At 56.5% G+C, this 674-nt stretch carries 1 pseudogene; it reads left to right on the top strand.

The features are described from left to right. Positions 1–674, top strand: a pseudogene (locus tag ABS766_RS16740) (adhesin); the annotation flags it as partial.

Genomic DNA, 674 nt, shown 5'->3' on the forward strand with positions numbered 1-674 from the left:
ATCATCAATACCACCACGGTAAGCGGCTGTGCCGACTTCACCAGCTTTGAGCTGCTGGTAGAGCCACTGCCTGAGCCGGAGATCAGCACAGCCAATGGCAGCCACACCATCTGTGTGGACTTCACCACCGGGCAGGTGCTTAGCGATTTAGTACTGGACAGCGGTGTTACCCCTGACGGGCACACCTACCAGTGGTACTACAACGGTGTTGCGATAGCTGGTGCCGACCCGTCTTCGGGCACCTATACGGCTACTCAGGCAGGCAGCTATACGGTAGTGGTAACCGGCCCTGCACCCCTGAACTGTACCTCACAGGAATCTGCCGTGTTTGAAGTGCTGCAGAGCGGCCCTGCGGTAGCCATAGGCGACGGTATAGTGGTAAGCAATGCCTTTAGCGACAACCAGACCGTAACGGTACTGGTAGAAGGCTACGGGGAGTACCAGTATAGCCTGTACCCGGAAGGCCCATGGCAGAACAGTAATGTGTTTAACCACCTTGCCGCGGGGCTGCACACCATCTATGTGCGTGATGTGGCTACAGACAACCCGTGTGACATGCTGGTACTGGAAGGGGTAAGCATTATTGACTACCCGAACTACTTTACCCCGAACGGGGATGGCTACCACGACTACTGGAACATCACCGGGCTGGATGCCTCGGCGCGGATCTACAT

The organism is Flavobacterium rhizosphaerae, from assembly GCF_046000445.1.
GTDB classification, from domain to species: Bacteria; Bacteroidota; Bacteroidia; order Flavobacteriales; family Flavobacteriaceae; genus Flavobacterium; species Flavobacterium rhizosphaerae.